The organism is Enterobacter sp. R-1.6.2 (assembly GCF_035064085.1).
GTDB classification, from domain to species: Bacteria; Pseudomonadota; Gammaproteobacteria; order Enterobacterales; family Enterobacteriaceae; genus Enterobacter; species Enterobacter asburiae_B.
In genome coordinates this window covers 65,848-72,972 of the sequence record NZ_JASEYI010000024.1, presented here as the reverse complement: position 1 = coordinate 72,972, position 7,125 = coordinate 65,848, and the positions used below count along the sequence as shown (strand labels likewise).

General features: G+C 54.8%; 7 protein-coding genes. 6 read left to right on the top strand and 1 reads right to left on the bottom strand.

The window, feature by feature from the left end; translation table 11 throughout:
- Window positions 1-193: 193 nt before the first annotated feature.
- From flhD to cheW, 6 genes are all read left to right on the top strand, one after another.
- Window positions 194-544: a flagellar transcriptional regulator FlhD gene (flhD, locus tag QMN93_RS21155; RefSeq protein WP_008500415.1), complete on the top strand. Its 351-nt coding sequence runs from the start codon at window positions 194-196 to the stop codon at window positions 542-544.
- A gap of 2 nt (window positions 545-546) precedes the next feature.
- Window positions 547-1,125 (top strand): flagellar transcriptional regulator FlhC, encoded by a 579-nt coding sequence (gene flhC, locus QMN93_RS21150; protein WP_013096051.1) that lies wholly within the window; start codon window positions 547-549, stop codon window positions 1,123-1,125.
- A gap of 123 nt (window positions 1,126-1,248) precedes the next feature.
- Window positions 1,249-2,136: a flagellar motor stator protein MotA gene (gene motA, locus QMN93_RS21145; RefSeq protein WP_008500417.1), complete on the top strand. Its 888-nt coding sequence runs from the start codon at window positions 1,249-1,251 to the stop codon at window positions 2,134-2,136.
- The gene (gene motB / locus QMN93_RS21140; protein ID WP_032658606.1) at window positions 2,133-3,062 is read left to right on the top strand and encodes a flagellar motor protein MotB; all 930 of its coding nucleotides are present in this window, start codon (window positions 2,133-2,135) and stop codon (window positions 3,060-3,062) included. The genes motA and motB overlap by 4 nt, the downstream gene beginning before the upstream one ends.
- Before the next feature lie 4 nt (window positions 3,063-3,066).
- Complete coding sequence (gene cheA, locus QMN93_RS21135; protein ID WP_193139499.1) at window positions 3,067-5,103, top strand: chemotaxis protein CheA; 2,037 nt, start codon at window positions 3,067-3,069, stop codon at window positions 5,101-5,103.
- A gap of 19 nt (window positions 5,104-5,122) precedes the next feature.
- The gene (gene cheW, locus QMN93_RS21130) at window positions 5,123-5,626 is read left to right on the top strand and encodes a chemotaxis protein CheW (protein WP_023312262.1); all 504 of its coding nucleotides are present in this window, start codon (window positions 5,123-5,125) and stop codon (window positions 5,624-5,626) included.
- A 104-nt stretch (window positions 5,627-5,730) separates the two neighbouring features.
- On the opposite strand, the gene QMN93_RS21125 is transcribed toward cheW, so the two are convergent.
- Window positions 5,731-6,996 carry a dicarboxylate/amino acid:cation symporter gene (locus tag QMN93_RS21125; RefSeq protein ID WP_323619972.1) on the bottom strand — a complete coding sequence of 422 codons (1,266 nt, stop codon included), beginning with the start codon at window positions 6,994-6,996 and terminating at the stop codon, window positions 5,731-5,733.
- Window positions 6,997-7,125: the final 129 nt, after the last annotated feature.

Below are 7,125 nucleotides of genomic sequence, written 5' to 3'. Positions count from 1 at the left end.
CTGGCTCATCCGGTTACTCATTCTGGGTTCAGGTTACAACACGATGATCTCACATCTCGGACTTATTCGCACCTTCCCTAAATTCAACTATGCATTTAGCCTTTTCTTTTTTATACCGGGTGATTTCCCGGCGACATCACGGGGTGCGGTCTTTCCGCATAAAAATAATAGTTGGTTATTCGGGATGGGAACAATGCATACATCCGAGTTGCTAAAACATATCTATGACATCAATTTGTCGTATTTACTGCTCGCGCAGCGTTTGATTAGTCAGGACAAGGCGTCCGCGATGTTTCGTCTGGGTATTAACGAAGAAATGGCAACCATGCTGGGCGGCTTAACCCTCCCGCAGATGGTTAAACTGGCTGAAACGAATCAACTGGTTTGCCAGTTCCGTTTCGATGATTCACAGACAATAACGCGTCTGACGCAGGAATCCCGTGTGGACGATCTTCAACAGATCCATACCGGTATTCTTCTTTCCACTCGCTTGCTTAACGAAATCAGCCAGCCTGATGACGTAGCCCGTAAGAAAAGGGCCTAGCAATGAGCGAGAAAAGCATTGTTCAGGAAGCGCGTGACATACAGTTGGCCATGGAGCTGATTACACTGGGTGCTCGTTTACAAATGCTGGAAAGCGAGACTCAGCTGAGCCGTGGTCGTCTCATCAAACTGTACAAAGAGTTACGTGGTAGTCCCCCGCCGAAAGGCATGCTGCCGTTTTCTACCGACTGGTTTATGACGTGGGAGCAGAATATTCATGCTTCCATGTTCTGTAATGCCTGGCAGTATCTTCTCAAAACCGGTTTGTGTAGCGGCGTTGACGCCGTGATCAAAGCGTACAAACTTTACCTTGAACAATGCCCGCAGCAGGAAGAAGGCCCTCTGCTGGCGCTGACCCGCGCATGGACGCTGGTGCGTTTTGTTGAGAGCGGAATGCTTGAACTGTCGCGCTGCAACTGCTGCGACGGCAATTTTATTACCCATGCTCATCAACCTGCAGGCAGCTTCGCCTGTAGTTTATGTCAGCCTCCATCCCGCGCAGTAAAAAGACGTAAACTTTCCCGGGATGCTGCCGATATTATTCCACAACTGCTGGATGAACAGATCGAACAAGCTGTTTAACCCGAACGTGTGGGAAAGATTCCAGCAGCGGTAAGCAATTACCGCTGCTTTTTTTTACCCCGCAAACGGTAAACGCTGCGAGCTGGACGTCCTTGCCATAGTCACTAGCGGAAGGATGATGTCGTGCTTATCTTATTAGGTTACCTGGTAGTTCTCGGTACAGTTTTCGGCGGTTACATGATGACCGGCGGGCACCTTGGAGCACTCTATCAACCGGCTGAACTTATTATCATCGGCGGTGCAGGGGTAGGGGCTTTTATCGTTGGTAACAACGGTAAATCGATCAAGGGCACGCTGAAAGCGATTCCGTTGCTGTTCCGTCGCTCGAAATACACCAAAAGCATGTATATGGATCTGCTGGCACTGCTCTATCGCCTGATGGCGAAGTCGCGTCAGCAGGGCATGTTCTCGCTTGAACGGGATATTGAAAACCCGAAAGAGAGCGAAATTTTTGCCAGCTATCCGCGAATTCTTGCTGATGCCATGATGCTGGATTTCATCGTCGACTATCTGCGACTCATCATCAGCGGCAACATGAACACCTTCGAAATCGAAGCGCTGATGGACGAAGAGATCGAAACCCACGAAAGCGAATCTGAAGTGCCGGCCAACAGCCTGGCGCTGGTCGGCGACTCGCTTCCGGCATTCGGTATCGTTGCCGCGGTAATGGGCGTGGTTCACGCCCTGGCCTCGGCAGACCGTCCGGCAGCCGAGCTGGGCGCGCTGATTGCCCACGCGATGGTGGGGACTTTCCTCGGTATTTTGCTGGCGTACGGCTTCATCTCTCCGCTGGCGAGCGTTCTGCGCCAGAAGAGCGCGGAAACCACCAAAATGATGCAGTGCGTGAAGATCACGCTGCTCTCTAACCTCAACGGTTACGCGCCACCGATCGCGGTTGAGTTTGGCCGTAAAACGCTTTACTCCAGCGAGCGTCCGTCGTTTATCGAGCTTGAAGAACACGTGCGTGCGGTGAAAAATCCAAACCAACAGACGACAACTGAGGACGCATGAAAAACCAGTCCCATCCGATCGTCATCGTAAAAAAACGCAAGCACAAGGGCGGCGGGCATGGCGCACACGGCTCGTGGAAAATTGCGTACGCCGACTTTATGACCGCAATGATGGCGTTCTTTCTGGTGATGTGGCTGATCTCCATCTCCAGCCCAAAAGAACTGATCCAGATTGCCGAATATTTCCGAACGCCGCTGGCAACGGCGGTGGCCGGTGGGCCGCGTATCTCTAACAGCGAAAGCCCGATCCCGGGCGGCGGCGATGATTACACCCAGCAGAAGGGTGAGGTGAAAAAAGAGCCGAACATCGACGAGCTGAAAAGAAAGATGGAGCAGGCGCGTCTGAAGAAACTGCGGGGCGATCTCGATCAGCTGATTGAAGCTGATCCGAAGCTGCGCGCGCTGCGCCCGCATCTGAAGATCGACCTGGTGCAGGAAGGGCTGCGTATTCAGATTATCGACAGCCAGAACCGCCCAATGTTTAAAACCGGGAGTGCGGAAGTCGAACCGTACATGCGCGATATTCTGCGTGCCATTGCACCGGTGCTGAACGGCATTCCTAACCGAATCAGCCTGTCAGGACACACGGATGATTTCCCGTACGCCAGTGGGGAGAAGGGATACAGCAACTGGGAGCTTTCTGCCGATCGTGCCAACGCCTCGCGTCGCGAGCTGGTGGTAGGTGGGCTTGATGATGGCAAGGTACTGCGCGTAGTCGGCATGGCCGCAACCATGCGCGTTTCCGACCGCGGGCCGGATGATGCCATCAACCGTCGTATCAGTCTTTTAGTGCTGAACCAGCAGGCGGAGCAGGCCATCCTGCATGAAAACGCCGAAAGTCAGAATGAGTCACTGGACGATTTAAAACAGCCTGGGGCCGTTCCTTCGGCTGCCGTTCCAACATCGCCACCAGCCAATCCGAGGTGATAGCGTGAGCATGGATATTAGCGATTTTTACCAAACATTCTTTGATGAAGCCGACGAATTGTTGGCCGATATGGAGCAACACTTGCTCGATTTGGTGCCTGAAGCACCGGACTCCGAGCAGCTCAATGCCATCTTCCGTGCGGCGCACTCTATTAAAGGCGGAGCCGGAACGTTTGGATTTACCATCCTGCAGGAAACGACCCATTTAATGGAAAACCTGCTTGATGAAGCACGACGCGGTGAGATGCAGCTCAATACCGACATTATCAACCTGTTTTTGGAAACCAAAGATATTATGCAGGAACAGCTCGACGCCTATAAAAGTTCGGCAGAGCCTGATGCCGCCAGCTTTGAATACATCTGCAATGCGCTGCGCCAGCTCGCCCTGGAAGCAAAAGGTGAGGTCGCTGCAGCCGTTGTCCCTGCGGCGAAACTGAGCGTTGTCGATGCGGTTGCTGCCGACGAGGCCGCGCCAGCCGCTGCACAAGCGGGCAAACTGCGCGTTGTGCTGTCACGCCTTAAAGAGAGTGAAGTTAACCTGCTGGAAGAAGAGCTGGGTAACCTGGCGAAATTAAGCAACGTGGTAAAAGGCAAAGACAGCCTTGCCGCGACGCTTGATGACGGTATTGGCCAGGACGATATCGTGGCGGTACTGTGCTTTGTGATTGAAGCTGACCAGATCGCCTTCGAAACCGAAACGGCCGCGGTTGACGCCCCTGCCGCTGCGGAAGAGGTGGCCGCTGTCGCTCAGGCCGCCGCACCGGCTGTGGCTCCTGCGGCTCCGGCGCTGAAGGCCGTGCCAAAAGAGGCCGCGGCACCTGGCCGTGGTGAAAAGCCTGCCGCGCGCTCCAGCGAGTCAACCAGTATTCGCGTTGCCGTTGAGAAGGTCGACCAGCTGATTAACCTGGTTGGCGAACTGGTGATCACCCAGTCGATGCTGGCCCAGCGTTCTAACGAACTGGACCCGGTCACGCACGGCGATCTGATCACCAGCATGGGCCAGCTGCAGCGTAACGCCCGCGACCTGCAGGAATCGGTCATGTCCATCCGTATGATGCCGATGGAATATGTCTTCAGCCGCTTCCCGCGTCTGGTTCGCGACCTTGCCAGCAAGCTGAATAAACAGATTGAACTAACCCTGATGGGCAGCTCAACCGAACTGGATAAGAGCCTGATCGAGCGCATTATCGACCCGTTAACGCACCTGGTGCGTAACAGCCTCGACCACGGTATCGAACTGCCGGAAAACCGCATTGCCGCCGGAAAATCCCCGGTCGGTAACCTGATCCTCTCTGCTGAACACCAGGGCGGGAACATCTGCATCGAAGTGACCGACGACGGCGCGGGTCTTAACCGCGAGCGCATCCTTGCAAAAGCGATTTCGCAGGGGATGGCTGTCAATGAAAACATGACCGACGAAGAAGTGGGCATGCTCATCTTCGCGCCGGGCTTCTCTACCGCAGAGCAGGTGACCGACGTGTCCGGACGCGGCGTAGGCATGGACGTGGTGAAACGTAACATCCAGGAGATGGGCGGCCACGTTGAGATCCAGTCTAAACAGGGTTCCGGTACCACCATTCGCATCCTGCTGCCGCTGACGCTGGCGATCCTCGACGGCATGTCAGTTAAAGTGGCGGACGAAGTCTTTATCCTGCCGCTGAACGCCGTCATGGAATCCCTGCAGCCGCGTGAAGAAGATCTGCATCCTCTGGCGGGCGGCGAGCGCGTCCTCGAAGTGCGCGGCGAATACCTGCCGCTGGTTGAGCTGTGGAAAGTGTTCGAAGTGGACGGGGCGAAGACAGAGGCCACGCAGGGCATCGTTGTGATCCTGCAAAGCGCGGGCCGTCGCTACGCGCTGCTGGTCGATCAGCTGATTGGTCAGCACCAGGTGGTAGTGAAGAACCTCGAAAGCAACTACCGCAAAGTGCCGGGTATTTCTGCCGCCACCATTCTGGGTGATGGTAGCGTGGCGCTGATCGTCGATGTGTCGGCGCTTCAGGGATTAAATCGTGAACAACGTGTGGCGTACACAGCCGCCTGATTAAGTAGAAGGTAATAACATGACCGGTATGAGTAATGTAACGAAACTGGCGGGCGAGCCATCAGGGCAGGAATTCCTGGTATTCACTTTAGGCGATGAGGAGTACGGCATCGATATCCTGAAAGTGCAGGAAATCCGTGGTTACGACCAGGTTACCCGCATCGCTAACACGCCTGCTTTTATTAAAGGTGTCACCAACCTGCGTGGCGTCATTGTGCCAATCGTGGACCTGCGCGTGAAGTTCAGCCAGGGCGACGTTGACTACGACGACAACACCGTGGTGATCGTTCTGAATCTGGGGCAGCGTGTGGTAGGTATCGTGGTGGACGGCGTATCTGATGTGCTTTCCCTGACCTCTGACCAAATTCGTCCTGCGCCGGAGTTTGCGGTCACGCTGTCGACCGAATACCTGACCGGCCTGGGCGCGCTCGGCGAGCGTATGCTGATTCTGGTGAACATCGAGAAGCTGCTGAACAGCGATGAGATGGCGCTGCTGGATATCGCCGCGAGTCACGTAGCGTAGGTAAATGCAAAACGGCAACCCAGGTTGCCGTTTTTTGTGTTTGCTCCCTCTCCCTGTGGGAGAGGGCAGGGGTGAGGGCATCAGGCCTCACCCTTTTTTTCACCTTACGCTTCCTGCTTTACCAGCTCAGCTTCAGCTTCCGCTTCCCGCGCGCCTTCATTCTGCGACAGCATCGCGGTCGCGATCCCATTCCCCAGCACGTTAATTGCGGAACGGCCCATGTCCAGGAAGTGGTCGATCCCCATCAGCAGCAGAATCCCCGCCACCGGAATATTAAAGCTCGGAATGGTTGCTGCCAGCACCACCAGTGAAGAACGCGGTACGCCGGCAATCCCTTTCGACGCCAGCATCAGGGTCAGCATCAGCACCGTCACTTCAGAGAAGCTCAGGTGAATGTTGTACGCCTGAGCGATAAACATCGAGGCGAAAGAGCAGTACACCATCGAACCCACCAGGTTGAAGGAGTAGCCAATCGGCAGAACGAAAGAGGCGATGTTGCGCGAGCAGCCGAAGCGCTCCAGCTGTTCCAGCGTTTTCGGGTAGGCGGCTTCAGAGCTGCTGGTGGTAAAGGCCACCAGGACCGGATCTTTCAGCATGCTGACCAGGCGAAACACCTCTTTTTTCAGCACCATGTAGCCCACGGCCAGCAGCACCATGCAGGTGAGAAGAATGGCAACATAGTAGCCGCCAATAAAGGAGGCGTAGTTCAGCAGAATGCCGAGACCCTGCGTGGCAATGACGGATGAAATCGCCGCGAAAATGGCCAGCGGAGAAACGTACATCACGTAACCCGTTACCTTCAGCATAATGTGGGAAACCACATCCAGCGCGGCCACCAGCGGCGCGTTGAATTTCTGCCCCAGCGACGCGCCGCCGATGCCGAAGAACATTGAGAACACCACAATCTGCAGGATCTCATTGTTCGACATCGCCCCCGCGATACTGGTCGGAATGGTGTGCGACAGGAACGCTTTCAGCGTCATGCCGCCAACGGCCAGGCCGGTATCCACCGCTTCTGTCGGAACCGTCAGGTTCAGACCGCTTCCCGGATGCTCCAGCGTGACGATAAACAGGCCAACCAGAATAGAGAGCACGGATGAGCTGATAAACCACACCATCGCTTTGCCGCCAACGCGGCCAATGGTGGAGGTTTCGCCCAGCTTCATAATGCCGACGGTGAGCGTGCTGAAGACCAAGGGTGCAATGACCATTTTGATCAGGCGGAGGAAAATATCGGTCAGAAGGGTAATATTATCCGACCAGGCTTTGATGGCATCCGCAGATGCATACTCATGAATTGCTGCCCCTGAAAGAATACCCGCCAGCATGAATATCACGATGAAGAGTGTGAGTTTGTTTGCACTTGCCACGAAAAAAGATCCTCTATGCGCTTCAGATGTGGCCCGCGTCGATACATATAAATTTTTTATTACGATGCGGGAAATTATTCGGCACATAAATTGACGCAAAGTGTAGGGTGATACAACTCCTTTTTATTT